The 24,095-nt window shown below is 71.4% G+C and carries 26 protein-coding genes and 1 pseudogene; 10 read left to right on the top strand and 17 right to left on the bottom strand.

The window, feature by feature from the left end; translation table 11 throughout:
- Positions 1-8: 8 nt before the first annotated feature.
- The 3 genes from HNR73_RS24680 to HNR73_RS24670 form a co-directional block, all read right to left on the bottom strand.
- Positions 9-905: a DUF2797 domain-containing protein gene (locus tag HNR73_RS24680; protein WP_184789984.1), complete on the bottom strand. Its 897-nt coding sequence runs from the start codon at positions 903-905 to the stop codon at positions 9-11.
- A gap of 106 nt (positions 906-1,011) precedes the next feature.
- Positions 1,012-1,425 carry a response regulator transcription factor gene (locus HNR73_RS24675; protein WP_184789983.1) on the bottom strand — a complete coding sequence of 138 codons (414 nt, stop codon included), beginning with the start codon at positions 1,423-1,425 and terminating at the stop codon, positions 1,012-1,014.
- A 139-nt stretch (positions 1,426-1,564) separates the two neighbouring features.
- Complete coding sequence (locus HNR73_RS24670; RefSeq protein WP_203687003.1) at positions 1,565-3,394, bottom strand: APC family permease; 1,830 nt, start codon at positions 3,392-3,394, stop codon at positions 1,565-1,567.
- A gap of 109 nt (positions 3,395-3,503) precedes the next feature.
- Between HNR73_RS24670 and HNR73_RS24665 the strand changes: the two genes are divergently transcribed.
- Both HNR73_RS24665 and HNR73_RS24660 read left to right on the top strand, forming a co-directional pair.
- The gene (locus tag HNR73_RS24665) at positions 3,504-4,232 is read left to right on the top strand and encodes an alpha/beta fold hydrolase (RefSeq protein WP_184789981.1); all 729 of its coding nucleotides are present in this window, start codon (positions 3,504-3,506) and stop codon (positions 4,230-4,232) included.
- A gap of 30 nt (positions 4,233-4,262) precedes the next feature.
- The gene (locus HNR73_RS24660; protein ID WP_184789980.1) at positions 4,263-5,165 is read left to right on the top strand and encodes an NADP-dependent oxidoreductase; all 903 of its coding nucleotides are present in this window, start codon (positions 4,263-4,265) and stop codon (positions 5,163-5,165) included.
- On the opposite strand, the gene htpX is transcribed toward HNR73_RS24660, so the two are convergent.
- Together htpX and HNR73_RS24650 are read right to left on the bottom strand one after the other, a co-directional pair.
- Positions 5,162-6,016 carry a zinc metalloprotease HtpX gene (htpX, locus tag HNR73_RS24655; protein WP_184789979.1) on the bottom strand — a complete coding sequence of 285 codons (855 nt, stop codon included), beginning with the start codon at positions 6,014-6,016 and terminating at the stop codon, positions 5,162-5,164. The two genes, HNR73_RS24660 and htpX, sit on opposite strands and share 4 nt — an antisense overlap.
- Positions 6,017-6,051: 35 nt before the next feature.
- Positions 6,052-6,921, bottom strand: a complete 870-nt coding sequence (locus HNR73_RS24650; protein ID WP_184789978.1) for a helix-turn-helix transcriptional regulator — start codon at positions 6,919-6,921, stop codon at positions 6,052-6,054.
- 141 nt (positions 6,922-7,062) lie between these two features.
- Here HNR73_RS24650 and HNR73_RS24645 point away from each other — a divergent pair, with 141 nt between their 5' ends.
- The gene (locus HNR73_RS24645; RefSeq protein WP_184789977.1) at positions 7,063-7,842 is read left to right on the top strand and encodes an NAD(P)H-dependent oxidoreductase; all 780 of its coding nucleotides are present in this window, start codon (positions 7,063-7,065) and stop codon (positions 7,840-7,842) included.
- Here HNR73_RS24645 and HNR73_RS24640 read toward each other — a convergent pair.
- The 4 genes from HNR73_RS24640 to nuoK are packed head-to-tail and all read right to left on the bottom strand — an operon-like array spanning position 7,839 to position 12,985.
- Complete coding sequence (locus tag HNR73_RS24640; protein WP_184789976.1) at positions 7,839-9,338, bottom strand: NADH-quinone oxidoreductase subunit N; 1,500 nt, start codon at positions 9,336-9,338, stop codon at positions 7,839-7,841. The genes HNR73_RS24645 and HNR73_RS24640 overlap by 4 nt on opposite strands.
- A 10-nt stretch (positions 9,339-9,348) precedes the next feature.
- Entirely contained in the window at positions 9,349-10,821 is a 1,473-nt protein-coding gene (locus HNR73_RS24635; protein ID WP_184789975.1) for a complex I subunit 4 family protein, read from the bottom strand.
- Complete coding sequence (locus HNR73_RS24630) at positions 10,818-12,650, bottom strand: NADH-quinone oxidoreductase subunit 5 family protein (RefSeq protein WP_184789974.1); 1,833 nt, start codon at positions 12,648-12,650, stop codon at positions 10,818-10,820. The genes HNR73_RS24635 and HNR73_RS24630 overlap by 4 nt, the downstream gene beginning before the upstream one ends.
- Complete coding sequence (gene nuoK, locus HNR73_RS24625) at positions 12,647-12,985, bottom strand: NADH-quinone oxidoreductase subunit NuoK (protein WP_184789973.1); 339 nt, start codon at positions 12,983-12,985, stop codon at positions 12,647-12,649. The genes HNR73_RS24630 and nuoK overlap by 4 nt, the downstream gene beginning before the upstream one ends.
- A gap of 127 nt (positions 12,986-13,112) precedes the next feature.
- Here nuoK and HNR73_RS24620 point away from each other — a divergent pair, with 127 nt between their 5' ends.
- Both HNR73_RS24620 and HNR73_RS24615 read left to right on the top strand, forming a co-directional pair.
- Positions 13,113-13,409 (top strand): type II toxin-antitoxin system Phd/YefM family antitoxin, encoded by a 297-nt coding sequence (locus HNR73_RS24620; protein ID WP_184789972.1) that lies wholly within the window; start codon positions 13,113-13,115, stop codon positions 13,407-13,409.
- The gene (locus tag HNR73_RS24615; protein ID WP_184789971.1) at positions 13,406-13,684 is read left to right on the top strand and encodes a type II toxin-antitoxin system RelE family toxin; all 279 of its coding nucleotides are present in this window, start codon (positions 13,406-13,408) and stop codon (positions 13,682-13,684) included. Before HNR73_RS24620 ends, HNR73_RS24615 begins: the two co-directional genes overlap by 4 nt.
- Here HNR73_RS24615 and HNR73_RS24610 read toward each other — a convergent pair.
- The 4 genes and pseudogenes from HNR73_RS24610 to HNR73_RS40095 form a co-directional block, all read right to left on the bottom strand.
- Positions 13,669-14,181: an NADH-quinone oxidoreductase subunit J family protein gene (locus HNR73_RS24610; RefSeq protein ID WP_184789970.1), complete on the bottom strand. Its 513-nt coding sequence runs from the start codon at positions 14,179-14,181 to the stop codon at positions 13,669-13,671. The genes HNR73_RS24615 and HNR73_RS24610 overlap by 16 nt on opposite strands.
- On the bottom strand, positions 14,178-14,705 hold the full coding sequence (locus HNR73_RS24605; RefSeq protein ID WP_184789969.1) for a 4Fe-4S binding protein: 528 nt from the start codon (positions 14,703-14,705) through the stop codon (positions 14,178-14,180). The genes HNR73_RS24610 and HNR73_RS24605 overlap by 4 nt, the downstream gene beginning before the upstream one ends.
- Positions 14,706-15,668, bottom strand: coding sequence for a complex I subunit 1/NuoH family protein (locus tag HNR73_RS24600; RefSeq protein ID WP_184790091.1), 963 nt, complete (start codon positions 15,666-15,668; stop codon positions 14,706-14,708).
- 623 nt (positions 15,669-16,291) lie between these two features.
- Positions 16,292-16,855 (bottom strand): annotated as a pseudogene (locus HNR73_RS40095) (NADH-quinone oxidoreductase subunit C); the annotation flags it as partial.
- Between the two features lie 213 nt (positions 16,856-17,068).
- On the opposite strand from HNR73_RS40095, the gene HNR73_RS24590 reads away from it, so the two are divergent.
- Entirely contained in the window at positions 17,069-17,245 is a 177-nt protein-coding gene (locus HNR73_RS24590) for a hypothetical protein (protein ID WP_184789967.1), read from the top strand.
- 46 nt (positions 17,246-17,291) lie between these two features.
- Here HNR73_RS24590 and HNR73_RS24585 read toward each other — a convergent pair whose 3' ends face one another.
- The 3 genes from HNR73_RS24585 to HNR73_RS24575 form a co-directional block, all read right to left on the bottom strand.
- Positions 17,292-18,533 (bottom strand): DUF2252 domain-containing protein, encoded by a 1,242-nt coding sequence (locus HNR73_RS24585; RefSeq protein WP_184790090.1) that lies wholly within the window; start codon positions 18,531-18,533, stop codon positions 17,292-17,294.
- A 68-nt stretch (positions 18,534-18,601) separates the two neighbouring features.
- Positions 18,602-19,120, bottom strand: coding sequence for an NADH-quinone oxidoreductase subunit B (locus HNR73_RS24580; protein WP_184789966.1), 519 nt, complete (start codon positions 19,118-19,120; stop codon positions 18,602-18,604).
- A 36-nt stretch (positions 19,121-19,156) separates the two neighbouring features.
- Entirely contained in the window at positions 19,157-19,525 is a 369-nt protein-coding gene (locus tag HNR73_RS24575; RefSeq protein ID WP_184789965.1) for an NADH-quinone oxidoreductase subunit A, read from the bottom strand.
- Between the two features lie 92 nt (positions 19,526-19,617).
- Between HNR73_RS24575 and HNR73_RS24570 the strand changes: the two genes are divergently transcribed.
- A complete protein-coding gene (locus tag HNR73_RS24570; protein ID WP_184789964.1) occupies positions 19,618-20,127 on the top strand; it encodes a SigE family RNA polymerase sigma factor in 510 nt (169 codons plus the stop codon).
- A complete protein-coding gene (locus tag HNR73_RS24565; protein ID WP_184789963.1) occupies positions 20,124-21,452 on the top strand; it encodes a hypothetical protein in 1,329 nt (442 codons plus the stop codon). Before HNR73_RS24570 ends, HNR73_RS24565 begins: the two co-directional genes overlap by 4 nt.
- 60 nt (positions 21,453-21,512) lie before the next feature.
- Here the strand turns inward: HNR73_RS24565 and HNR73_RS39140 are convergent, their stop codons facing one another.
- The gene (locus tag HNR73_RS39140; RefSeq protein WP_203687001.1) at positions 21,513-22,091 is read right to left on the bottom strand and encodes a hypothetical protein; all 579 of its coding nucleotides are present in this window, start codon (positions 22,089-22,091) and stop codon (positions 21,513-21,515) included.
- 361 nt (positions 22,092-22,452) lie between these two features.
- Between HNR73_RS39140 and HNR73_RS24555 the strand changes: the two genes are divergently transcribed.
- Together HNR73_RS24555 and HNR73_RS24550 are read left to right on the top strand one after the other, a co-directional pair.
- Positions 22,453-22,980, top strand: coding sequence for an RNA polymerase sigma factor (locus HNR73_RS24555; RefSeq protein ID WP_184789962.1), 528 nt, complete (start codon positions 22,453-22,455; stop codon positions 22,978-22,980).
- Positions 22,973-24,001: a hypothetical protein gene (locus tag HNR73_RS24550; RefSeq protein ID WP_184789961.1), complete on the top strand. Its 1,029-nt coding sequence runs from the start codon at positions 22,973-22,975 to the stop codon at positions 23,999-24,001. Before HNR73_RS24555 ends, HNR73_RS24550 begins: the two co-directional genes overlap by 8 nt.
- Positions 24,002-24,095 lie beyond the last annotated feature (94 nt).

The raw sequence follows: 24,095 nt of genomic DNA, 5'->3' as shown, positions 1-24,095 counted from the left end.
CCGGCGGGTCAGAACAGGGTGTCCTGCTCGGGCGCCGGGGTGCGGCCGAGGTCGAGGAGCGCGATGTCGACGCCGTCGGTGGGCGCGCCCTCCCCGTCGAGGATGGTGCGGCCGGCGAGGAGACGCAGGTCGACCAGCAGCGTGCCGTGCTCGGTGTCGAGGACCGCGTCACGCCCGGCGAGGCAACGCAGGACACCGGTGAGGCAGGCGTCGTACTCGATGTCGGTGACCTCGCGTTCGGGACGGCCGGTGCCGGGGAGGCCGTAGGTGGGGCGCAGGTCGGTGACCGCGAAGGGTTCGACGGTGAGTTCGCCGGCGATGACCGCCGCGAGCCGCCGGTGCGCCTCGCCCAGTTCGGTGGCCGCGTCGAAGGCGGGGTGCCAGCGTCCGCGCGTCTTGGTGCGGTGCCGGAGGCGTTCGGTGGCGAGTTTCGTGGCCGACGCGGCCATTTCCGCGCGGCGGATCGGGCGCAGCGGCCCGGTCGCGAGCCAGGTGTAGGCCAGCGCGGCCTGTTCGGTGAGGCGGTTCTGGCCGCGGTCGACGGCGGTGAGCCCGACCTTGACCAGGCCCGGACCGAAGTAGGCGAGGTAGAGGCGGAAGTCGCGCGGGTCGTCGAGGGCCTGTCCGCGGGCGAGGGCCTTGCCGGGATCGGTGCGCTCGCAGGGATCGCACTGCGCGGCGGCGCGGGCCGTCGGCAGGACCCTCTGATGTGGACAGTCGACGCGGCGGCGGGTGCTCGGGATCCACACCCCGATGCAGCGGCGGACGCCCGGCAGGCGCCAGGAGATCCGTTCGCCGAGGGCGAGCGGGACGTGTTCGTCGCGGCCTTCGGGCGAGGTGAAGCACAGACTGGCCCGGCCGTCGGCCCAGGTCACGCCGGTGTGCGGCCAGGTGGGCAGCGGCATGCGTGGGCTCCTCGGCTCGGGGGGAGTCAGTTTAGGCCGCGAGCGCAGAAGGAACGGAACGGGCCGACACCACCGTCGACCTCGGTTCCGCGGGACGGGACGGACGTCAGGTGATGATCCCCGCCCGGACCGCGATGATCACGGCGTGCGCGCGGTTGCGGGCGCCGAGCCGCCGGTAGAGGTGGGTGGCGTGGCTGCGGACGGTCTCGGTGGTCAGGCCGAGTTCGACGGCGATGTCGGTGAGGGCGGCGCCCGAGGCGAGCCCGGTGAGGACCTCCTTCTGCCGCCTGGTGAGCGGCTGCGGTGTGGGGACCTGGGCGTCGGGCGTCTCGCGCAGCATCGCCTGGAGCCTGGCGGCTCCGGTGATGGCGGTCTTGAGGGCGGTCAGCTCGATCGAGGTGAGGGTCGCGGTCTGGTATCCGTCGGCGACGCAGTCGGCGTGCCTGGCCACCTGCCGCCACTGATCGGCCAGGGCGGTGAGTCGGGGGTCTTCGGCGGGGACCGGGCGCGACCGCGTCATCGCGGGCATCGTTTTCCTCCACAGTGGAGCGAGTGCGGAAAGTGCACTCTAGAACGAATTTCGCCCACCTCGACTCACACCTTGTGCGACGTCAATCGAACGGGCGACGGAGGCATCCGCCGCGCGTACCGGCTTCGTTTCACATCGGCGCCGTCCCGGCGGCCGGAGCAGTCGGGAACGGCCTGGTCAGACGGAGGCGGTAGCGGCACACGACGGCGTCGGTGCCGCGCCGGACGGCCCGGTCGATCACGGTTCCGCGGCCGTTGCGCAGAACCCGCTGCCACCAGTGCGCGGGCTCGAACTCGGCGATGAGGACGACCACCCGGCGGCCGGCGTACTCGTCGCGGACGTACTGCGCGACGGGGTCTCCGAGGTCGCGGGTCGGCGAGTAGACCATCGTCATCGCGACGTCGGGATGCCAGGCGTCCCACTCCTTGAAGAAACCGGCGCCTTCGCGCGGCTCGTCGCCGAACACGACCCGCAGCGCCATCACCTCACCGCCGAGGGACATGGCCGCCGACAGGGCCTCACCGGTCAGCGCCGAGACGCCGAGGACCGGCACGACGACGACGGGCTTCTCCCCGCGCGGAGGCGCGGGCAGTTCGCCGACGCCGAGTTCGCGGCCGATCTTCTCGTAGGCGCGGCGGACGCGCGTGAACAGCCACACCAGCAGCGGCAGCGCGACGACGATCAGCCAGCCGCCCTCGGTGAACTTCGTCGCGGTGGTCACGACGGTCGCCACACCCGTCAGGACCGCGCCGAAACCGTTGAGTGCCAGGCGCCACCGCCATCCCGGGTCGCGGTGCAGCCACCAGTGCCGCACCATCCCGGTCTGCGCGAGGGTGAAGCCGACGAACACGCCGATCGCGAACAGCGGCACGAGCGTGTTCATCGCGCCCCCGGCGACCACCAGGATCACCGCCGACAGCGCCGCCAGGACGAGCACGCCGTGGCGGTGGACCTGCCGGTCGGCGCGCAGGGCGAAGACGTGCGGCAGGTGATGGTCCCGGGCGAGAAGCCTCGCCAGCACGGGCAACCCGCCGAAGGACGTGTTGGCGGCCAGGGCGAGCAGCACCATGGTCGCGATCTGCACGACGTAGAAGGCGGCGCCGTGGCCGAGGGCGGCGTCGGTGACCTGCGACAGGACGGTCGTGCCCGCGACGGGGTGGACGCCGAACTTCCCGATGAGGGCGGCGATGCCGATCAGCATCACCCCGAGCAGGCCGCCGAGGGCGAGTTCGGTGTGCTGGGCCCGTCGCACGCGCGGTTTGCGGAAACTGGGCACGGCGTTGGCGATGGCCTCGACGCCGGTGAGGGCGGCGCAGCCGTTGGCGAAGGCCTTGAGCAGCAACAGGACTCCGACCGTTCGCAGCGTCTCCTGCTGGGCCGGTGCGGCGGCCGACACGGCCGGGGCGTCGCGGAACAGTCCGACGGCGATGACCGTGACGATGGCGGCGACGTAGACCGCGGTCGGCACGATGAACGCGCGGGCGCTGTGGGCGACCCCGCGCAGGTTCACCAGGGTGATGACGGCGAGCACCGCCAGGCACAGCCACACCGTGTGCGGCAGGAGCGCGGGGAAGGCCGAGGTGAGCGCGGCGACGCCGGCGGCGACCGACACCGCGACGTTGAGGACGTAGTCGCAGACCAGCGAGGCCGCCGCGACGAGGCTCGCCGGTCGGCCGAGCCGGGCCTTGGCGACGCCGTAGGCGCCGCCGCCGTCGGGGAAGGCCGCGATGACCTGGCGGTAGGAGAAGACGAGGACGGCGAGCAGGACCGCGATCGCGATCGTGACGGGGACGGTCAGGCCGAGACCGGCGCCGCCCGCGACGGCGAGGACGAGGACGATCGCCTCGGGCCCGTAGGCGACCGAGGCCATGGCGTCGAGGGAGAGGGCGGCCAGGCCGCCGGTGACCGAGAGGCGGTGCCGGTCGCGGTCGGGGGTGCGCGGAGGGGTCGTGGTGAGCACAGGGCCGAGCATGTGCGCACGCCCGGGAGACTTCCAGGTGGTGTGACGGATTATTGACGGTGTGCCACCTTTCTTGTACGCGGCCTTGATGGGGTGCACGATTGATCCCATGTGGGTCGACGACTCAGGCGGCGACGGCCTCCCGGTGGTACTGCTCCACCCGGGATGGGGCGACTCCGCGATCTGGGAGCCGCTGCTGGAACTGCTGCCCGACGACGTCCGCACGATCCGCTTCGACGCGCGCGGCCACGGGCTCTCGCCCGCCCCCGCCTCCCCGTTCAGCGTCTACGACGACCTCCTCGACGTCCTCGACCACTGCGAGGTCGACGAGGCCGTGTTCGTGGGCAGCAGCGGCGGGGCGGCGACGGCGCTGTCCCTGGCCGTCGCCGAACCCGAGCAGGTCGCCGGGCTGGTGCTGGTGTCCCCGGGCGTGTCGGACTACCCGTGGGACTTCGGCGACCCCTACTTCGCGCGCTTCGGCGAGCTCTACGAGGAGCGCGACGTCGACGGCCTGCTCGATCTGGGCCGCGAGACCTGGGCACGGTCGGGGCTCTCCGACGCCGTCGAGGCCCAGTTGCGCAGCGGTGTGCTGGCGATGCTCGCGCAGGACGGGCTGGCCGAGGCCGACCCGCCCGCCTTCGACGGGCTCGACGAGATCGACGTCCCGGCCGCGGTCGTGCTCGGCGACCTCGACCATCCCCTCGTCAACGGCTGCGCGATCGAGGTCGCCGCGCGGATCCCGGACTGCGAGCTGGTGACCGTCACCGGCGCCGACCACCTGCTGCCGCTGCGGGCGCCGGAGATCCTGGCCCGGCTCGTCCTGCGGATCCGGGCCTAGGGCGCGCCGCCGGGGCGCAGACTGTCGGACATGAAGGCAGTCCGTTTCAGCGTGTTCGGCGGCCCCGAGGTTCTGGAGATCGTCGACGTGCCCGACCCGCGTCCCGGTCCCGGGCAGGTCCGGATCGCGGTCCGTGCGGCCGGGGTCAACGCCAGTGACTGGAAGAAACGCGCGGGCCTGATGGACCCCGAGCTCCCCCAGACGCTCGGCCATGAGGCCGCCGGCGTCGTCGACGAGCTCGGCGCGGGCGTCACGGGCGTGGCCGTCGGCGATCGCGTGTTCGGTTTCACCGCCGAGCCCGCGGCCCAGGCGGAGCTGGCGGTACTGGCCCACTACGCGCCCGTCCCGCCCGCACTCGACTTCGCGACCGCGGCGAGCCTGCCGGCGGCCGTCGAGACCGCGACCCGGGCCCTCGACCGGCTCGGGGTCGGCGAGGGCGACACGCTCCTCGTCAACGGCGCGTCCGGGAGCGTCGGCGGTGCCGCCGTCCAGCTCGCCGTCGCGCGTGGGGCGCGGGTGATCGGCACCGGGAGCGCGCCGAACCACGAGCATCTCCGCTCGCTCGGGGCCGAGCCCGTCGCCTACGGCGAAGGGCTCACCGCGCGGGTCCGCGCGCTGGCGCCCGACGGGGTCGACGCGGCGCTCGACGTCGCCGGAAGCGGTGTCCTGCCCGAACTCATCGCGCTCGCGGGCGGGACGGAACGGGTCGTCACGATCGCCGACTTCGCGGGCGCGGAAGCCCACGGCGTCACCTTCAGCAGGGGCGACGACGGCCGTGTCCTGCACGCCCTCGACGAGATCGGCGGGCTGGTCGAGTCCGGGCGCTTCACGCCGCCCGACGTGCGGACCTTCCCGCTCACCGAGGTCGCCGAGGCCCAGCGCCTCGGCGAGAACGGCCCGGTGCGCGGGAAGATCGTGCTGGTCGCCGGCTAACGGACCGCGCTGGCCATCTGTTCGAGGCGCCGGACCCGCTCGGCCATCGGCGGGTGCGTCGAGAACAGGTTCGCCATGCCACCCGCGCTGAACGGGTTGGCGATCATCAGGTGCGCCGAGCTGGTCACGGGCCCCTGAGCGCGCATCGGCAGTCGTCTCGCGCCCGCGTCGATCTTGCGCAGAGCCGAGGCGAGGGCGAGCGGGTCACCGGACAGTTCGGCGCCGGACTGGTCGGCCTGGTACTCGCGGCTGCGGCTGATCGCCATCTGGATCAGCCCGGCCGCGATCGGGCCGAGGATGATCGTCAGGAGCAGCACGACGGGGTTGGGGCCGTCGGAGTTGCCGCCGAGCGGCAGGAACAGCGCGAGGTTGGCGATCATGGTGATCATGCTGGCCAGGGCCCCCGCGACGCTGGAGATGAGGATGTCGCGGTTGTAGACGTGTGAGAGCTCGTGGCCGATCACCCCGCGCAGCTCCCGGTAGTCAAGCAGGTCGACGATCCCGGCGGTCACCGCGACGGCGGCGTGCTTGGGGTTACGGCCGGTCGCGAAGGCGTTCGGCTGGGCCGTCGGGCTGACGTACAGGCGCGGCATGGGCTGCCCGGCGCGGTCGGCGAGCTCGCGGACCATCCGGTACAGCTCGGGGAACTGCTGTTCGGACACCGGCTGGGCCCGCATCGAGCGCAGCGCGATCTTGTCCGAGAAGAAGTAGGAGACGCCGTTCATGACCAGCGCGATCCCGGCGGCGATGATCACGCCGGTCCCGCCGCCGAACCAGTAGCCGACGGCGATGATCAGGGCCGAGAGCAGGCCGAGCAGCATCGCGGTCTTGAGGCCGTTGAGGTAGCGCATCGATCACTCCCAATGGAAAGGTCGTGATCCAATTGTTACCCGTTGCGCTGAGTTTTACCTGTGGATGCGATGGTGGACACAGAGTGACCTAGTTCCGCGCCGCCCAGACTCGCCAGGAGCCGCAGGCCCGCCTCGGCCTCGCTGCCGACGGCCGCGGTCAGCACGACCAGCTCCTGCCCGGGCGCGCCCGGCAGCGCGAAGTTCTCCTGGTGCAGGTCCAGCTCGCCGACCATCCGGTGCCGGAAGACCTTGCGGCCGAAGGTGCGCATGCGCACGTCGGCCCGGCTCCACAGCGTCCGGAAACGGTCGCTGCCCATGGACAACTCACCGATCAGCGACACCAGCAGCGGGTCGTCGGGGAAGCGCCCGGCGGAGTGCCGGAGGTGGCCGACGACGTCGCGGGTGCACTTCTCCCAGTCGCCGTAGAGGTCGCGGGCGCCCTCGTCGAGGAAGATGTGCCGGGCCGTGTTGTAACCGGGCGCCGCGAGCCCGTAGAGCAGCTCGGTGAGACGGTTCCCGGCCAGCACGTCGAGACGGTGGTTGACGATCATCGCCGGGACCCCGTCGAAGGCGTCGAGCACACGCCGCAGCTCCGGGCGCACGCCCCCGGCGGGCGGCGCGCCCTCGCGCGGCGGCCGGGCCAGGCGATGCAGATGGAGCCGCTCGACGTCGTCGAGGCACAGCACGCGCGCCAGGGCGTCGAGAACCTGCTCGGAAGGCTGCCGGGCCCGGCCCTGTTCGAGGCGGACGTAGTAGTCGACGCTCACGCCCGACAGGTGCGCGACCTCCTCCCGGCGCAGGCCGGTGACACGGCGGCGGGAGTCGACGGGGATCCCCACGCTCGCGGGGTCGACGCGGGCTCGCCTGGTGCGCAGGAACCCGCTGAGATCGGCGGCGTCGTCCATCGGGCAAGTATGCGCCGGCCGGCGCGCGCGAACCTGGTCCCGCCGATACCAGGAAGTCCGGTCCGACGGTGGAAGCGCCCCTGAACGAAGCGCGCCGGAACGCACAGGATCGAGGCACGTCCCACCGACCGGAGGAAGCCCGTGAAGGTTCTCATCGTCCACGCCCACCCCGAGCCGCGCTCGCTCAACGGCTCCCTGAAAGACGTCGCCGTCGAGACCCTCGAAGGCGCCGGGCACGACGTGCGCGTGTCCGACCTGTACGCGATGAAATGGAAGGCACAGGTCGACGCCGACGACTTCGGCGCCGCCGCGGAGAGCCCACTGCGGGTCGTGCGGAACTCCGGCCGCGCGTTCGAACGCGGCGAACTCACCGCCGACGTGCTCGCCGAGCAGGAGAAGCTGCGGTGGGCCGACACGGTCATCTTCCAGTTCCCGCTGTGGTGGTACGCGATGCCGGCGATCCTCAAAGGCTGGGTGGACCGCGTGTTCACCTACGGGTTCGGCTACGGCGTCGGTGTGCACGACGACACCAGGTACGGCGACCGCTACGGCGAGGGGACCCTGGCCGGGAAGCGCGCGCTGCTGTCGGTGACCGTCGGCGGGCCCGAGGCCCACTACACCGCGCGGGGAATCAACGGCCCCATCGAGGACCTGCTGTTCCCGATCCACCACGGGATCCTCTACTACCCGGGCATCGAGGCGCTGCCGCCGTTCGTGGTGTACCGCGTCGACCGCTACACCGACGAGGACTTCGCCGTCGCCGCCAAGGCCTGGCGCGAACGCCTGCTCACGCTGGAGACGACCGCGCCGATCCCGTTCCGCCGGCAGAACTTCGGGGACTACACGATGCCGTCCCTGCGGCTCAAGCCCGGATTGGAGCGGCCGGGAACGAGCGGGTTCGGGCTGCACGTGGCGGGCTAGCCCCCCGCCGCCCCCAGCACCAGCTGAGGCGCGAACCCGACCACGACGCCCGCGACGGTCGCCGCCCCCAGGGTCAGCGCGACCGGCCACGGTACGCGCGGCCCGGGCGCGACCGCGCCCTCACCCGCCCGCACCAGCACGCCCGCGACGCGCACGTAGTAGACCAGCCCGATGACCGCGTTGACCGCGACGACCACCGCCAGCCACACCGCCTCGCCTTCGAGCAGGGCGTCGACGACCGTCACCTTCGCGAACAGCCCCGCCATGCCGGGCGGGAGCCCGGCGAGGCCGATCAGCGCGAGCACGAAGGCCCCGGCAAGGACCGGCGAGCGCCGGGCGAGGCCCGCGTAGTCGCTGATCAGGCCGCCCTGCGCGGAGCCGCGCACGGCGATGACGACGGCGAAGGCGGCGAGTTCGAGGACGACGTAGAAGACCGTGTAGGCCAGGGTCGCGGCGACGGCCGCGGTGATCGCGTCCTCCTCGCGCCCGGCGGCCATGGCGAAGGCGCCGAGGGGCGCGAGGATGTACCCGGCCTGCGCGATCGAGGAGAAGGCGAGCAGCCGGACCATCCGGGTCTGGCGCAGGGCGGCGAGGTTGCCGACGAACATGGTCGCCACCGCGATCGCCGCGAGGAGCACGCCGGAACGATCCAGCGCGGGCCGCAGACCGCCGACGGCGATGAGCAACAGCGCGAAGACCCCGCCGAGCTTCGAGGCCGTCGACAGGTAGGCCGCGATCGGCAGGGGCGCGCCGTCGTAGGTGCCGGGCGCCCACGCGTGGAACGGCACGGCCGCGATCTTGAACGCGATGCCGACGAGGACGAGCATGACCGCGACGCTCGTCAGCGGCAGGTCGATCGCGCCGGGGTCATGGGTGGCGACGGCGTCGGTGGTCGGCCCGCCCAGGTCGCGCCGCAGCTCGTCGAGGTGGACCGCCCCGGTCACCGCGTACAGCAGGGCCGCGCCCATGAGCGTGACCGCACTGGAGATGACGGACACGACCAGGAGGTTCACCGCCGACTCGGCGCTCGCCACGCTCTTGCGGCGCAGCCCGACCAGGGCGTACAGCGGCAGGGTGAGGGTCTCCAGCGCGACGATGATGGTGATGAGGTCGCGCGCGTAGGCGAGGACGACACCGCCGGTCAGGGAGCAGGCGAGCAGGAAGAGGTACTCGCCGGTCGGCGGGCCTTCCGGGTCGCGCAGGGCCGGCCAGGACAGCCCGACGACTCCGAGCGTCAGCACGCTGAACACGACCGCGACGAGCGCGCCCGTCCCGTCGGCGACGAAGGAACAGCCGCCTTCCAGGCAGAAGGTCTCCCGCTCCCCCAGCGACGACACCCACAGCGCCCCGGCGGCCGTCGCGACCGTGCCGAGGGCCGCCGCGGCGAGGGTGACCGCGCGGCGGGCGAGGAACAGGTCGGCGAGCAGGACGAGAACGGCCGTCCCGGCGGCGAGGTAGGCCGGGAGGAGCGCGACGTGGTCGATCGACTGGACCATCGGGTCTCCTTTAGATCGCCTGGAGGATGCCGGAGACGGCTTCGCCGATGGGCGCCTGCACCACGAAGGGGAGCAGGCCGACCACGAGCGCGCCGGCGGCGAGGGGCACGAAGGAGGTCACCTCGACGGCGCGCAGGCCGGTGCCGCTCATACCCGCGACGGCCTCACCGGGCGGGCCGTGCGTGACCAGCCGGAGCATGCGCAGGAGGTACGCGGCGGCCAGGGCGGCGCCGATCGCGGCGAGCACGGCCAGGACCGTCCACAGTGTCTGGTCGCGCTGGATCGCCGCGTACACCGCGAAGGCCTCACCCCAGAACCCGGCGAGGCCGGGCAGCCCGAGGGAGGCGATGGCGGCGAAACCGAGCATGCCCGACAGTCCCGGCGCGACCTCGCGCAGGCCGCCGAGGCGGGCGAGTTCACCGGTGTGGGCGCGGTCCTTGACCGAGCCGGCGAGGAAGAACAGCAGGCCGGTGATCAGGCCGTGGGCGACGTTGCCGATGAGGGCGGCGGTCAGCCCGGCCTGGGTGAGGGTCGCGATGCCGAGCAGTACGAAACCCATGTGCCCGACCGAGGAGTAGGCGATCAGCCGCTTCAGTTCGGTCTGCGCCAGGCAGACCAGCCCGGCGACGAGGATCGCGACGACGGCGAGGACCGCGAGCGTCGGCGCGGCCTGCCGGGCGCCTTCGGGGGCGACGCCGACGGCGACGCGGATGAGGCCGTAGGTGCCCATCTTGAGCAGGACGCCGGCGAGGATAACCGAACCGACGGTGGGGGCCTCGGTGTGGGCGTCGGGCAGCCAGGAGTGAAGCGGCCACAGTGGAGCCTTGATGGCCAGGCCCAGTGCCAGCAGGGTGAAGGCGAGCAGCTGGGTGCCGCGCGACAGGCCGCCGCCACCGCTCTCGGTGAGGGCGAGGATGTCGCCGGTCCCGGCCTGCGTGACGATCACGAAGATCCCGACGAGCAGCAGCAGGGAGCCCAGGAGCGTGTAGAGCGCGAACTTCACGGCGGCCCTGCGGCGGGCCGGTCCGCCCCAGCCGGCGATGATCGCGAACATCGGGAGCAGCACGATCTCGAAGAACACGAAGAAGAGCACGAGGTTGTAGGAGACGAAGACCCCGAGCATGCCGACGTTGGTGGCGAGGAGCAGGGCGATCAGCGCGTCGCCGCGTTCCGTGCCCTTCCAGGCGGTGTAGAGACAGCACAGGAAGGTCAGGAAGGCGCTCAGGAGCACCAGCGGGTAGGACACGCCGTCGACACCGATGTCGAAGCTCAGCTTGAGCTGCGGCACCCACTCCTCGGTGATGCGCGTCCACGGTCGTCCACTGTGGTCAAAGCCGAGGGCGACGGCCGCGAACAGCCCGACCCCGGCGAACACGGTCCCGAGGACCGCGCCGAGTCTGCGGTTCCCGGCCCAGGCCCCCGCGGCGACCGCGAGGATCCCGAGGACGGGGACGATCAGCACCGCGAGCAGAACCGCGTTCATCCCCACACTCCCATGACGACGGCGGCCGCGCCGATGAGCAGCGCCCCGGCGAGCACCGAGACCACCTGCCGGGGTATCCCGGCGCGGTGACCGATCGCGACGAGCCTGCCGAGCCCGCCGATCCCGCGGCCCGTGCCCTCCGCGGCACCGTCCACAACGGACACGTCGATGCGGCGGGCCAGGCGGGACAGGAAGTACACCGGCCGCACGACGAGGGCGTTCTGCACCTCGTCGAGGTAGAAGCCGCGCGCGAAGACCCGCTGTAGCGGGCCGAGCGCGCGAGCCGGGTCGGCGGCCTTATCGCCGCGCCAGATCCCGAAGGACAGGCCGATCCCGGCGGCGACGGCCGTCATCGTCAGGCCCATCGCGGTCGGGTGCGTCTTGCCGTGGAGCAGCGGCGTGAGCCCGGCGAACAGGCCGAAGCCGACCGTCGGGACGGCCAGAACGACCAGGGGCCACAGCATCCAGGCGCCGGGGTCGTGGGCACTCAGGCCCTCGGTGCGGGTCTCGCCGAAGAAGGTCCGCAGCCAGGCGCGGGTGGCGTAGGCGGCGGTGAGCAGCGCGGTCACCAGGCCGACGACGAAGAGGACCGTCTGGCCGCGGGTGTCGTAGATCCCGGAGAGGACGTGCTCCTTGGAGAAGAAACCCGACAGCGGCGGCAGCCCGACCAGCGCGGCGAAACCGATCGTCATCGACCAGAACGTGACCGGCGCGCCCTTGCGCAGCCCGCCCATCCTCTCCATCGAGTTCGTCTTCGCCATGTGGATGACCGCGCCGGCCCCGAGGAACAGCAGGGCCTTGAACAGGCCGTGGCTGACCAGGTGGAAGATCGCCGTCGCGGTCGCGCCGACCGAGACCGCGGCCATCATGTACGCGACCTGGCTGACCGTCGACCAGGCAAGGACGCGTTTCAGGTCGTCACTGGCGAGTGCGGCCAGCGCCGACAGGACCATGCTGATCATCGCGATGACACCGAGCACGATCCGCACGTCGCCTTTGACGAGCAGGTCCGACAGACGCACCAGGACATAGGCGCCGGCGGCGACCATGGTGGCGGCGTGGATCAGCGCCGAGATCGGCGTCGGTCCGGCCATCGCGTCGGGAAGCCAGGTCTGCAGGGGGAACTGGGCGCTCTTGCCGATCGCGCCGAGCATGATGAGCAGCGCGGTGACGGTGAAGATCGTCGTGCCGGTGCTCTCCGACATGAAGGCGGCGATGTCGCCGTAGCGGAAGCCCCCGGCGTGGAAGCCGAGGACGAGGATCCCCAGCAGGAAGCCGACGTCACCGACGCGCGTGACCAGGAAGGCCTTCACAGCCGCGCCGGGCGCCTCGGGGAGCTTGCGGTCGTGCCCGATGAGCAGGTAGGAGCACGCGCCCATGACCTCCCAGCCGATGAGCAGGAGGATCAGGTCGTCGGCGACCACGACCAGCAGCATCGCCGAGGTGAACAGCGAGATCTGGGCGGCGTAGGGGGCGTAGCGCTCGTCCCCTTTGAGGAGATAGCCGACGCTGTACACCTGCACCAGCAACGCGACCAGCACGACGATCGCGGCGACCCACCAGGTCAGCTGGCTCACGCCCGCGCTCAAGGTGACGGCGACGTCCCCGAAACGCACCAGGACCGGACCGTCCAGAGTGGACGAAGCGGTGTCGGGAAGCTCGGGGATCTCCTGCCCCAGCTGGAGGAACAGCACGACACCGGCGGCCGCGGCACCCGCGATACCGACACCGGCGGCGGTCCTACGGGCCGCCGACGGCACAAGGAACCCGGCGAGCGCGGCGATCGCCGGGACGACGGGGAGGGCCAGAGCCCACGCGACCGGGCTCACGCGACCACCTTCACGGGTTCTTCTTCGCCTTCGGCCGAAGCGGGTTCGGCGCCGACGTCGTCGGTGACGATCGACCGCCGCAGCCGGTAGAGCTGGAGCACGATCGCCAGCCCCAGGCCGACCTCGGCCGCGGCGACGACGATCACGAACAGCGCCAGGGTCTGGCCGGTGTGCAGGCGCATGGTCGCGTCGGCGGTGACGAGAACGAGGTTCACCGCGCCGAGCATCAGCTCGACGGCCATGAGGACCAGGACGGCGTTACGCCGGACGACGACACCGTAGACGCCCGCGCCGAAGAGCATGGCGGCCAGGACGTAGGGGATCACCGGGTGCACTCAGGACACCTCCGTCGACTCGCGGGGTGTGCGCATGGGTGACATCATGCCGCGTCGGGGAGGTGGGTGGGGAGACGGCCGCGCGGCGATACTTGACGGAGTTCCGTACAGAACGTACAGTTTGTACATGACAGCTGCACCCGTCCCCGGCGACCTGCCGGTCACCGATCTGCGCGAGCACCTCGCCGAGGTACTCGAAGGCATCATGCGCAGCGGCGACCGCACGTACATCACTCGCCACGGACGCAGGGTCGCCGCCATCATCCCCGCAGGCGAGGCCGAGCTCCTGGACGAACTCGAGGACGCGTACCTCGCCCGGCTCGCGATCGCGGCGAAGGCCGAGTCCGTCGCCTCCGGCGAGGCCAACATCCCGCTCGCGGAGCTCCTCGCCGAGTTCGCCGACGACGCTCGTGGTGACACGTGACCGACTCGACCGAACCCTTCGAGATCGAGATCAGTCCCGCTGCGGCTCGCCAGCTTCGGAAACTCGACCCGCCGGTCCGCCGGCGCGTCATGCTCGCGATCGCCGGTCTGGCCACCCTGCCGCGACCGTCCGGAATGAAGCAGCTCGTCGGACACGACGGCCTGATGCGCATCCGCACCGGCGACTACCGCATCGTCTACGAAATCCATGACGGCCGGCTCGTCATCGTCGTCGTCGCGGTCGCACATCGCCGAGACATCTACCGCGACCTCTGACCCACATCCGGCCGAGACACCACGATCGCGCCGATCAGCGCCGCCAGCAGCAGCACCGAGAGCAGCTCGAACGGCAGCACCCAGCTCGTGAACACCTCGCGGCCCATCGCCCCGGCGTCGCCGGGCTCCACATCGGACAGTCCCACCTCACGCCAGCGGTAGGCGTCGACGAGCACGGCCGCGAGGCCGAGGCCCGCACCGCCGCCGATGAGGACGCCGGGAACCTTGGCGCGGTCCAGGTCGTCGCTCGGCCCGATCGGCGCCCGGGTCAGCATCACCGCGAACAGCATCAGCACCACGACGGCGCCGACGTAGATGAGGACCTGCACCCAGGCCAGCAGTTCGGCGGTGAGCACGAGGTAGACCCCGGCGAGGGATCCCAGCGCCACCACCAGCCACAGGCCCGCCCGCACCAGGTGCTTGCTGGTCACGACCCGCAGCGCCGCGCCGAGACTCACCGCGCCGAGGGCGCAGACGAGGACGTCGGTCACGGTCACCGCGCACCGCCCTTCTTCGCCGCCGTCGACTCCTCTTTGGACGGTTCGCCGTTCGGGTCGTGCGGCGGGGGCGCGGGGACACCGGCCATGTGCTCGCCGAGTCGCCCGCGGTCGTGCAGGAGGTTGCGGATGTCGCCTTCGGCGTAGGCGAAGTCGGGCGCCCAGAAGAGGGCGTCGAAGGGGCAGACCTCGATGCAGATCCCGCAGTACATGCACAGCGAGAAGTCGATGTCGAAGCGGTCGAGGACGTTGCGCTGGCGGGCGCGGGCCGCGCCGGGGACCTCGACGGTCTCCTTGTGGGAGTCGATGTAGATGCACCAGTCGGGACACTCGCGGGCGCAGAGCATGCAGACCGTGCAGTTCGACTCCATGAGCCCGATGACACCGCGCGAACGCGCGGGGAGTTCGGGCTCCACGTCGGGGTACTGCTGGGTCCCGGCACGCGAGACCATCGTCTTCAGCGTGATCCCGAGACCCTTGATGAGGCCTTTCCCGGGGAAGCCGTTCTTCTCGGGCGTGGTCATCTATGTCGCCACCTTCACTGCCGCGGTGAGCACGAGCTGCGCCAGCGCGACGGGGACAAGGCCGAGCCAGCAGAAGCGCTGGAGCTGGTCGACGCGCAGACGCGGGAAGGACACCCGGACCCAGATGACCACGAAGGACACCGCGCCGACCTTGAGCAGCGTCCACAGCCAGCCGAGGTCGGCGTCGGCGAAGGGGCCCTTCCAGCCGCCGAGGAACAGCACCGTCGTCAAGGCCGCGATGACCACGATCCCGACGTACTCGGCGAGCAGGAAGAGCGCGAAACGCAGGCCGGTGTACTCGGTGAGGTAACCGAAGACGAGCTCGGAGTCGGCGATCGGGGCGTCGAAGGGGGGACGGCGGATCTCGGCGAGCCCGGCGAGGAAGAACACGCCGAGGGCGGGCAGCTGCCACAGCAGCCACCAGGGCCGCCACGCCTCGACGATGCCGGACAGGGAGAGCGTTCCGGCGGCCATCGCGACCGAGGCCGCGGCGAGCACGAGCGGGAGTTCGTAGGCGAGGAGCTGCGCGGCGGCGCGGAGGGCGCCGAGGAGCGTGTACTTGTTCGCCGAGGCCCATCCGGCCATGAGGACCGCGACGATCCCGACGCCGACGACGGCGAGGACCAGGAACAGGCCCATGTCGAGGGGCTGGGCGACGAGGTCGCCCGGGCCGAGCGGGATCACGATGATCGCGACGAGGTACGGGACGAGCGCGATGGCGGGCGCGAGCTTGAAGACGTGCTTGTCGGCGGCGGCCGGGGTCACGTCCTCCTTCTGCACGAACTTGACGCCGTCGGCGATCAGCTGCGCCCAGCCGTGGAAGCGCCCGGCGTACATGGGGCCGAGGCGGCCCTGCATGTGCGCCATGACCTTGTGCTCGGTCTGGCCCACGACGAGCGGCAGGACGAGGAACGCGGCGAACACCCCGGCGACGCGGATCGCGATCTCCAGCCAGACCGGCATCGTCACTGACCTTCCTGGGGGGAGTCCGCGGCTGGGGGCGGCGCGGGCGGTTCGGCGGGCGGCCCGGACTCGGGGGAAGCGGGCGTCGGGGGTGCGGGCTTGGCGACAGGATCGGGCGTCTCGCCGACCTTCGCGGGCCGGGCCGGGCCGGTGTGCGGCTCGGACGGGTCGGCGGGCGAAGCGGCCTCGACCGGTGCGGGACGTTCCGGCCGCTCGGACGCGGCGGGCGCATCTCCCGCCCCGGCGGGTGGCGCCGAGGGCCCCACGGACGCGGCGGAATCGGCCAGAGCGGGACGCTCGGGCGTCTCGCCGACCTTCGCGGGCCGGGCCGGGCCGGTGGGCGGCTCGGACGGGTCGGTGGGTGAAGCGGCCTCGGCCGGTGCGGGACGTTCCGGCCGCTCGGACGCGGCGGGCGCATCTCCCGCTCCCGCCGAAGGCTCCACGGGCGAAGCCACATCCCCCGGCGCGGAACGAGCGGGTCGAGCGGCGCGATCCGGCGGCGTCCGCCGGACAGGCCTTTCGGGCGCGGCCGCCGTCGCTCCCGCCTCCGCGGGATCCGCCGGTGCGGAACGTGTCGGCGGCGTCCGCCGAACGGGGCGGGCGGGCCGTTCGGCCACCGCCTCTCCCGCCTCCGTCGCGGGCTCGGCCGGTCCCCAGGTGCCCGGTTCGGGCACGCCGGGCGGGCGCATCGGCTGGCGTTTGCGGGCGCCGGGCGCGCCGTGGCCCTCGCCGGGCTCCTTCGCGCCGGGCCAGGGTTTGGCGACGCGGGAGGCGAGAATGAAGTCCTTGCGCAGCGGGTGGCCCTCGAACTCCGGCGGGAGCAGCAGCGGTTCGAGATGCGGGTGACCGGTGAAGTCGACACCGAACATCTCGTGCGTCTCCCGCTCGTGCCACTCGGCGCCGGGGTAGACGTCGACGACGGTGTCGGCGACGGGCGCGTCGGCGGGAAGAAGCGTCCGGACGATGACACCGGCCTTCTCCCGGATCGACCAGAGGTGCGCGACGAGGCGCACGCCGTCGTCGCCTTCGTCCACAGCGGACAGCCAGTCGAAGAAGTCGCAGCCCAGAACGTCCCGGGCCTTCAGAAGCGTGGTGTGCCAGGCCGCGACGCCGACGTCGACGACCGGCCGGGTGCCGTCCCCGGCGTCGGCCTCACCTTCGAGCTCCGCGACGTCCATGCGAGCCATCCTAGGGGTCACCGAGGCGGGATCGTACCCCCCTGTGTCGTGGCGGCGGGACCTTTCCGGATCCCGGCGACCGCCGTGACGGCCCCGGCCGGTCGCTCCCGGCGGACGACGCGGGTCCGCCGAACATCCGATTCGCCGGGCGGGCGGCAACCGCGGGGCGGCCCCGCGCGTTCATTGTTCACGGAAGTACCCGCAAGCAACGGGGAGTAAGCCATGCCCATGCGCAGCATCTGGACCACCACGACCGCCACCGCACTCCTCCTGCTCGTCGCCACGCCGCCCGCGGCCGCCGCCACGCCGAACGCCGCGCCGCAGCGGCCCGAGTCGTGCTCGTCGGTGCCGACCGACGGCAGCTGCTACGAGTGGCCCGGGGACCCTCGCGACGGCTGACCGGGAAGAGGGCCGCGCCTTCGCAAGGCGCGGCCCGCCGGTGTTCCTAGCCGCGCAGGGGAAGCTGGTCGTTGCGGAACAGGTCCACGAAGAGCTGGTGGTCGGCGCGCGCCCGAGCGCCGTAGGCGTGCGCGAAGTCGACGAGCATCGCGGCGAAGCCCTCGTCGTCGTCGCCGACGGCCTCGGTGATCGCCTCCTCGGTGGAATAATCCACCAGGGTGTGCTGGGACTCGTCGTCGGCCACGGCGTGCATGCGCGCCACCGCGCAGCCCAGGTAACCCACGATCAGGCCGATCTCGTCGACGTCGTCCACATCGGACCAGTCCAGGTCCTCGGCGTAGGGCGAGACCTCGGCGACGACCTGCCCGACGCCGTCGAGCGTGGCGTAACCGAGCCACGGGTCGGCGTGGGCCTGGAGCGCGCGCTGCGACTCGGCCGTGCGCTGCCCCTGGTGGGCGAAGTAGGAACGGATCTGCGCGTCGTCGATGACCCGCGACACCGCCGGGACCTGCCCCTGCTTCATGTACAGCACGACGTCGTTCTCCAGCGCCTGCGTGTGCCCTTCGAGCAGCAGGTTGTACGACGGCAGCCCGGCCGAGCCGATGCCGACGCCCTTGCGCAGCGTGACGTCCTTGATCTCGATCGCCGTCGCGCGCAGGCCCTCGTTGGCGGGCATGGTCTCCAGCGCGGTGTGGAAGGCGGCGATGACGCGCTCGCGCGTCTCGGCGTCCACTTCGTACACGCCGTCGGCCATCGTGAAGCGGCGGTCGTAGTCGACGATCGTGGTCTGCCGGTCCAGCATGGCGATGCGTGTGTTGAGGCGCGCCTCCTGGAGCACACCGCGCAGCGGACCCGTGGTGTTGGTCAGGGTCAGTTCGCCGATGGTGTCGTCGCCTTTCGAGGCGATCGCCCGGATCTCACCGAGGTAGGCCGACGCGAAACGCCGCACCAGCACGCTGATGTCCTCATCGGACAGTGCCTTGACGTAGCCGATGAGCGCGACCGAGGCCGCGAAGCGCTTCAGGTCCCAGGTGAAGGGCCCGACGTAGGCCTCGTCGAAGTCGTTGACGTTGAACACCAGCCGCCCGGCGGCGTCCATGTAGGTCCCGAAGTTCTCCGCGTGCAGGTCGCCGTGGATCCACACCCGCGAGGTCCTGGCGTTCAGGTACGGGTCGTCCTGCCCGTGCACGTCGGCGTAGAAGAGGCAGGCGCTGCCCCGGTAGAACGCGAAGGCGTTGGCGGCCATCTTGCGGAACTTCCGCTCGAAGGCACCGGGGTCGGCGGCCATCAGATCACCGAACTCGGCGGTGAGCACCTCGACGATGTGGGTGGCGCGGGAACTGTTCACTGCGGTCCTTAGGGAGGTGAGACAAGGGGCGCGTTCAACTCGGCGGCGCTCTTGCGGCGCACTCCACCGAAACCGGACTGTTCGGCGGCGATCTTCTCCTGAAGTTTGACGATCCCGTGCAGCAGGGCTTCAGGACGAGGCGGGCAGCCGGGCACGTACACGTCGACCGGGATGAGCTGGTCGACGCCCTTGGTCACGGAGTACGAGTCCCAGTACGGGCCGCCGCAGTTGGAGCAGGCGCCGAAGGAGATCACGTACTTGGGCTCGGGCATCTGGTCGTAGAGCCGCTTGATCGCCGGGGCCATCTTGTCGGTCACCGTCCCGGACACGACCATCAGGTCGGCCTGCCGGGGACCGTGCGCGAAGGGGATGACGCCGAGGCGGATGAAGTCGTGGCGGCCCATCGAGGTCGCGATGAACTCGATGGCGCAGCAGGCGAGGCCGAAGTTGAACACCCACAGGGAGTACTTGCGCCCCCAGTTGAGGATGAAGCGGATGGGCTCGCCCAGCACCTGCGGCAGTTCCATGTCAGCGGCTCCCGTAGAAGGCGGGGGTGGTGCGGGTCACGTCCACGTCAGGACGCCCTTGCGCCAGGCGTACAGCAGCCCGAGGGCCAGGACCGCCACGAAGACGCCCATCTCGGCGACGCTCACCATCCCCAGCCCGTCGAAGACGACGGCCCACGGGAACAGGAAGACGCTCTCGACGGCGAACAGGGCGTAGAGGAAGGCATAGACGTAGTAGCGGATCTGGGCCTGCGCCCAGTCGGAGCCCTCGGCGGGGTCGAGACCGCATTCGTAGCTGGTCGACTTCGCCGCCGACGGCGCGTTCGTCCGCAGGACCCGGTTGGCCGTGTAGGCGACCACGAAGAAGGCCCCCGCCACGACGAGCAGGACCCCGAGAGTCGCGTACGAGCCCAGGTAACCGTCCACAGCGTGTAAGCCTAGTGCTTCGCTCGGGGGGCGATGCAACCGTCGAGGACCGATCTCTCGTAGAGATGTCGAAGGCTACGAGGAGACGACATATGAGACCTGCCCAGGAAGCGGAGTTCCGCGAATTCGTCGCCGCCCGGCGCGAAGCGCTGCTCCGAACCGCCTATCTCGTGTGCGGGGACTGGCATCGCGCCGAGGACGCGGTGCAGACCTCGCTGGTCAAGCTTTACGCGGCCTGGAATCGCGCCCGGAGCCCGACGGTCGAGGCCTACGCCCGGAAGATCGTCCTGCGGACCCTCATCGACGAGGGCCGCAAGGGCTGGTTCCGACGGGAGCGCACCTTCGCCGCGCCACCGCGCGACACGCACGCCAACCCCGGCGGCGAGGACCGCCTGATCGCCCTCGCCGCCCTCGCGACCCTGCCGACCCGGCAGCGCGCCACGCTCGTCCTCCGCTTCTGGGAGGACCTTTCCGTCGAGGAGACCGCGCAGGCGCTGCGCTGCTCGGCGGGCACCGTCAAGAGCCAGACCGCACGGGGGCTCGCGACGCTGCGCCAACAGTTCCAGACAACGCGGGCCGGCGTTCAAGGAGTGAGGACATGAGAGAAGAAGAAGTCCGCGGGCTGTTGGCCCGGACGCTGGACGTGCCACCGGTTCCCGCGAGCGGCACCGACGACATCATCTCCGCCGGCCGGAGGCGGGTCCGCAACCGCAACGGCCTCCTCGGCGGCGGTTCGGCCCTGGCGGTCGTGACGGCGGCGGCGGTCGGCATCGCGATCCTCGGGCCCGGCGGAGGAGGCGGCGCGGTACCGAACGACGGCGCGGGACCGTCGGCCGTGGGTTACTGGACCCCGTCGGGCGAGCCCGATCCCCGCTCCGACTACACCGACTCCATGAGCGAGGCCGTCGGCGAAGGCCTTCCCCAGGTCGAGCTTGAGTCCCAGGGCGACTCCGGTTTCTTCAACTTCGAGTGGAACGAGGACATGACGGCGATCACCGCCCAGGAGCGCCTCAAGATCGAGGGCGACGACGCGCTGTGGCTCAACGTCACCGTGCAGGAGCCGCGGCTCGACGGCGATGTCGACGCGCGTCTGAAGGATCTCGCCGGCTGCGCCGAGGACTGCGCTCTCTCCGACCTCGATGCGGGCCGTCGCCTGCTGACCAGGGAGGACCAGACCCAGCCCGACGATTTCGGGCCGCGCACCCGATACCAGGCCCTGATCGCACGGCCCGACGGGACGGTCGCCACGACCGCGCTGTGGGTCGACGACAACACCCCCGGGACGATCGCGCTGACCATGGACGAGCTCGTCACGGTCGCGCGGGCGATCCCCGACACGGACGAGGCCCCGATCGGCGGACCGGCGCCCGAGGACACCGACGAGTCGAAGGACCCCGGTGACGGAGTGCCCGACCCCGACGGTCCCGCCGACGCCGACGGCACCCTGCTCGCGGCCGTCGAGAACGCCGTGGCCACCTTCACCGACGCCGAACTGACCAAGGTGCCCTACGACAACTGGGGGTACGAGTTCGTGTGGGGCTCGGCGATCGGCTCCAAGGAGTTCAGGGGCCTGCTCACCTTCCCCGACGGGTCGCGCTTCGAACTGACCGTCGAGATCGAGGCGTTCCGCACCTCCCTCCCCGCCGAGGACCGCGCTCAGCTGGAGTCCCGGGGCAAGTGCGGCGCCGGTGACAGCGACTGCGACTACTACGACCTGCAGCCCGACAACCTGGTCTTGACCAAGGTGCAGCCGACATCGGGCGAGCAGGTCCTGTACCGGGTGTGGACGACCCGTTCCGATGACTCCTACGTCGGGATCTTCATCGAGCCCTTCGAGGACGAGGACGCGCTCACGCCGCCGGTCGCCCTCGACACCATGGTCGCCATGGCCGGTGAGATCCCGCTGACCGACCTGCCCATGGACTAGCGAACGGGTACGAAAAAGGCCCGGTGGACCGAAACGGTCCACCGGGCCTTCACGTGTGCGTCAGGCGAACATCAGGGGCGCGAAGCACGAGCACAGGATGAGCAGGAACAGGACCGCGTAGATCCCGATCATGAGGCCCATGCCGTTGTACTTCTGCGGCGCCGGCCCGAGCGATCCGGGGGACCACAGGAACAGGGGCGCGCGGTATTCGAGCGCGACCTGCTGGCCGGGCCCGATCGGCACGGACGCCTCGGCCGGACCCATCTTGAAGAGGAACGGCGTGTGCACCTGCAGGTGGTGCTGGCCGGGGGGCAGCGGGAACTGGTTCTGGTTCCACTGCGCCGGGTACTCGTGGCCGTTGATGAAGACCTTCGGCTTGATCAGGAAGAGGATCCAGGCAAGCGGGAAGAACTTCGCGTCGAGCATGAGCCAGCCCTGCGAGCCGCCGCCAGCGTTCTGCGGCGGCGGTGCGTAACCGCCCTGCTGCGCGGTGTACGGGTCGGTGTAGCCCTGCGGGGCCTGCTGACCGTACCCAGGCTGCTGGCCGTACCCGGGCTGCTGTGGCTGCTGCTGGTAGGGATCGGTGTACGACGGGGGCTGCTGCTGCCCGTATCCAGGCTGCTGAGGTGGGTACGTCATTCTCTTTCTCTCTCGTCACGACAGGTGTTGCGCACGATACACGTCCACGGCATGTCACCACCCGTTCCACGCTCAAGGCCGACCGTGACGCAACCCAAAGCGGACCGGAGGCGTGTCCCTTGCGCATCCGAAACGTTGGACACTGGAGAAGGAGACGGCGATGGCGTTCGCGCACCCTCTGGCGGCGACGTCGTCCCCGATGGTCGGCAAAACGGCCATTTCGTATATTCCGGGCTCAGTACCGCCCCTGGCGAACCGTCCGGGAACGGGGCGGGGCAGGATGACCACAGCCGGATCGGGAGTCGACCGCGGTCTGACGGACCCCGGCGTTGCAGACGCGCACGTCGGTGAAAGGGAACGGATGCGCTCAGAGGCGGAGTTCATCGCGCTCTACGACGCGCGCTTCTCCGACCTGTCCGCCCAGCTCTACGCCTACACGGCCGATTCGACTGAGGCTCAGGACCTGGTCCAGGAGGCCTTCCTGCGCGCCTGGCAGCGCTGGGAGAAGATCGGCACCTACGACGACCCGATCGCCTGGGTCCGCCGTGTCGCGTGGAACCTGGCGATGAGCCGCCACCGCCGCCTGGCGGTCGTCCGCCGCTTCCTGGCCAAGAGCGGCCCGCCCGAACCGCACCCGGGCATGTCACCCGATCATGTGGCGCTCGTCACGGCCCTGCGGAAACTGCCCGACAAACAACGACGCGCCCTTGTCCTGCACTACCTCGCCGACATGCCCATCGCCGAGATCGCGCGGGAGACGGGAGCCAAGGAAGGCACCGTGAAATCTTGGCTGCACCGGGGGCGTACCGAGATGGCGAAACATCTCACCGAGATCGAACCCGGGATCGAAGCCGAACGGGAGAGAAAGGAGACGTCGAGACATGGCTGACCGTCCTGACCTGCACGTCGGCCCGGACTCGCCCGACGACGCCGACCGTCTCCTCGCCGAGGCGTTCTCGTCCTACCGCGCCGCCGCCACCGACGTCTTCGCCCGCACCGGCTCGCCGAACCTCTTCGGCGAGGCCAAACGCTCGCACCGCCGCCGCGTGGCCACCCTCGGCACGGCCGTCGTCGGTTCCCTGAGCCTGCTCCTGGGCGGGGTCGCGGTCGCCACGACCGTCGCCTACAACCCCGACCCGGACACCAACGCCACCGCCGGCGTGGACGACGGCGCCAACGGCGTCGACGACCAGCACGACCCCGACGGCATGAGTGTCAGCGCCTCCCCCAACCCCGACGGCGCGACCTCCACCGCCGACGCCGCGAACCTGCGAAACGCTGAACTGACCCTCCCGGCCTGGCCCGGCGGCCTCGCCTCGGCCTGCCCCGCCGGAACCTTCCAGTTCACCGACGGCGTCGTCGCCCCCCAGATCCCCGACGAGGCGACCCCCCTCACCGACCCCTCGGGCGACCCGAGCGGCGAACCCACCCAGCTCCCGCCGCCCCCCACCCCGGCCTGGCACGTCCTGCCCGGCTCGGCACCGGCGCTGTACGCCAACGTCGACGACGCCGACGGCGAGGAACTCCTCGTCCCGGTCGGCTGCGGCGACGAGATCGTCCACGGCCTGGTCGCCCTCTCCGGCGGCACCCCGCTCGGCTTCGTCTACGCCGGCGTCGACGCGTACGACCAGATCACCGGTGTCGACGTCACGGCCGGAGTGGTCGGCGTCGCGGTCACCGACGACGGCGTCGCCGCCATCCGCCACTACCGCTGGGAAGGCGGTTCGTTCGTCGAGGACCCCGCGGGTCCGTCGCCGTCCCCGAGCTCGCCCTCGGGGTCGCCGTCGGGATCACCCGGGACGACCGACCCGACGAACCCGGGCGACACGAACAACACCACGCCGCCTCCGGCGGGCGACGGCACGGGTGAGGACAAACCCGACGGCTCCGCCGAGACGAACGCGACCTGACGACATGCACCACCAGCAGCCCCGCGGCCGTCCATCGACGGCTCCGGGGCCGTTACCCGCGTGTCGCAGATTACGCGTCACCCACCGCGTGCGA

The sequence above is a fragment of the Phytomonospora endophytica genome (assembly GCF_014202425.1).
In the GTDB taxonomy this organism is placed as follows: Bacteria; Actinomycetota; Actinomycetes; order Mycobacteriales; family Micromonosporaceae; genus Phytomonospora; species Phytomonospora endophytica.
The sequence above is the reverse complement of the archived record's forward strand: the minus strand, read 5'-3'. Positions and strand labels throughout refer to the sequence as shown.